This window comes from Enterococcus sp. LJL98 (assembly GCF_054871745.1).
On sequence record NZ_JBTXLU010000021.1, the window covers coordinates 1 to 3,126 of the forward strand.

2 rRNA genes are annotated in these 3,126 nt (G+C 49.9%); both read left to right on the forward strand.

Going from position 1 to position 3,126, the window contains the following annotated elements:
* Positions 1–11 precede the first annotated feature (11 nt).
* Positions 12–2,926: ribosomal RNA gene (locus ACYSNO_RS12285) — 23S ribosomal RNA — on the forward strand.
* An 84-nt stretch (positions 2,927–3,010) separates the two neighbouring features.
* Positions 3,011–3,126: ribosomal RNA gene (gene rrf / locus ACYSNO_RS12290) — 5S ribosomal RNA — on the forward strand.

The following is a 3,126-nucleotide window of genomic DNA, read 5'->3' on the forward strand; positions in this document are numbered from 1 at the left end:
AAGGTTGAGAAGGTTAAGTGAATAAGGGCGCATGGTGGATGCCTTGGCACTAGAAGCCGATGAAGGACGGGACGAACACCGATATGCTTTGGGGAGCTGTACGTAAGCTTTGATCCAGAGATTTCCGAATGGGGAAACCCAACATCTTTGATAGGATGTTACTTTTCAGTGAATACATAGCTGATTAGAGGTAGACGCAGAGAACTGAAACATCTAAGTACCTGCAGGAAGAGAAAGAAAATTCGATTCCCTTAGTAGCGGCGAGCGAAACGGGAAGAGCCCAAACCAACAAGCTTGCTTGTTGGGGTTGTAGGACTCCAATGTGGTAGTCCTTTCAGATAGTCGAAGAACTTGGAAAAGTTCGTCAAAGAGGGTAAAAACCCCGTAGGCGAAATCTGAAAGACACCTAGGAGGATCCTGAGTACGGCGGAACACGAGGAATTCCGTCGGAATCCGGGAGGACCATCTCCCAAGGCTAAATACTCTCTAGTGACCGATAGTGAACCAGTACCGTGAGGGAAAGGTGAAAAGCACCCCGGAAGGGGAGTGAAATAGATCCTGAAACCATGTGCCTACAACAAGTTAGAGCCCGTTAATGGGTGATAGCGTGCCTTTTGTAGAATGAACCGGCGAGTTACGATTATCTGCGAGGTTAAGTCGAAGAGACGGAGCCGTAGCGAAAGCGAGTCTGAATAGGGCGAATGAGTAGGTGGTCGTAGACCCGAAACCATGTGATCTACCCATGTCCAGGTTGAAGGTGCGGTAAAACGCACTGGAGGACCGAACCCACGTATGTTGAAAAATGCGGGGATGAGGTGTGGGTAGCGGAGAAATTCCAAACGAACTTGGAGATAGCTGGTTCTCTCCGAAATAGCTTTAGGGCTAGCGTCAGATTTTAAGAATGATGGAGGTAGAGCACTGTTTGGACTAGGGGCCCATCTAGGGTTACCGAATTCAGATAAACTCCGAATGCCATTCATTTATATCTGGCAGTCAGACTGTGAGTGATAAGATCCATAGTCGAGAGGGAAACAGCCCAGACCACCAGCTAAGGTCCCAAAATATATGTTAAGTGGAAAAGGATGTGGGGTTGCACAGACAACTAGGATGTTGGCTCAGAAGCAGCCACCATTTAAAGAGTGCGTAATAGCTCACTAGTCGAGTGACCCTGCGCCGAAAATTTACCGGGGCTAAACATATTACCGAAGCTGTGGAGTGTACGTAAGTACACTGGTAGGAGAGCGTTCTAAGGGCGTCGAAGGTAGACCGTGAGGACTGCTGGAGCGCTTAGAAGTGAGAATGCCGGTATGAGTAGCGAAAGACAGGTGAGAATCCTGTCCACCGTATGACTAAGGTTTCCTGGGGAAGGCTCGTCCGCCCAGGGTTAGTCGGGACCTAAGCCGAGGCCGATAGGCGTAGGCGATGGACAACAGGTTGATATTCCTGTACTCGTTGTTTTTGTTTGAACGATGGAGGGACGCAGTAGGCTATGGAATGCAGACGATTGGAAATGTCTGTCCAAGCAATAAGTCCGAGTGAGAGTCAAATGCTTTCATTCATTAAGGACAAGTTGTGATGGGGAGGGAAATAATAGTACCGAAGTTCCTGATGTCACACTGCCGAGAAAAGCTTCTAGTTAGAAACCAACGACCCGTACCGTAAACCGACACAGGTAGTCGAGGAGAGTATCCTAAGGTGTGCGAGAGAACTCTCGTTAAGGAACTCGGCAAAATGACCCCGTAACTTCGGGAGAAGGGGTGCTGTTCGTCAGAACAGCCGCAGTGAATAGGCCCAAGCGACTGTTTATCAAAAACACAGGTCTCTGCAAAATCGAAAGATGAAGTATAGGGGCTGACGCCTGCCCGGTGCTGGAAGGTTAAGAGGAGTGCTTAGCGCAAGCGAAGGTACGAATTGAAGCCCCAGTAAACGGCGGCCGTAACTATAACGGTCCTAAGGTAGCGAAATTCCTTGTCGGGTAAGTTCCGACCCGCACGAAAGGCGTAACGATTTGGGCACTGTCTCAACGAGAGACTCGGTGAAATTTTAGTACCTGTGAAGATGCAGGTTACCCGCGACAGGACGGAAAGACCCCATGGAGCTTTACTGTAGTTTGATATTGAGTGTCTGTACCGCATGTACAGGATAGGTAGGAGCCGTAGAGATCGGGACGCTAGTTTCGATGGAGGCAATGGTGGGATACTACCCTTGCGTTATGGCCACTCTAACCCGCATCACTAATCGTGATGGGAGACAGTGTCAGATGGGCAGTTTGACTGGGGCGGTCGCCTCCTAAAAGGTAACGGAGGCGCCCAAAGGTTCCCTCAGAATGGTTGGAAATCATTCGTAGAGTGCAAAGGCAAAAGGGAGCTTGACTGCGAGAGCTACAACTCGAGCAGGGACGAAAGTCGGGCTTAGTGATCCGGTGGTTCCGCATGGAAGGGCCATCGCTCAACGGATAAAAGCTACCCTGGGGATAACAGGCTTATCTCCCCCAAGAGTCCACATCGACGGGGAGGTTTGGCACCTCGATGTCGGCTCGTCGCATCCTGGGGCTGTAGTCGGTCCCAAGGGTTGGGCTGTTCGCCCATTAAAGCGGCACGCGAGCTGGGTTCAGAACGTCGTGAGACAGTTCGGTCCCTATCCGTCGCGGGCGTTGGAAATTTGAGAGGAGCTGTCCTTAGTACGAGAGGACCGGGATGGACTTACCGCTGGTGTACCAGTTGTCTCGCCAGAGGCATCGCTGGGTAGCTATGTAGGGAAGGGATAAACGCTGAAAGCATCTAAGTGTGAAGCCCACCTCAAGATGAGATTTCCCATTTCTTTAAGAAAGTAAGAACCCTGAAAGATGATCAGGTAGATAGGTCAGGAGTGGAAGTGCAGTGATGTACGGAGCGGACTGATACTAATCGTTCGAGGACTTAACCAAAGTTCTTAAAATAGTCTTGGTAAGACGCAATGATTTCTTCAAATCCAGTTTTGAGTGAGCAATGTTTACTCAACAATTAAATAGTGTGGTGGCGATAGCGAGAAGGATACACCTGTACCCATGCCGAACACAGAAGTTAAGCTTCTTAGCGCCGATTGTAGTGAAGGGTTTCCCTTTGTGAGAGCAGGACGTCGCCACGC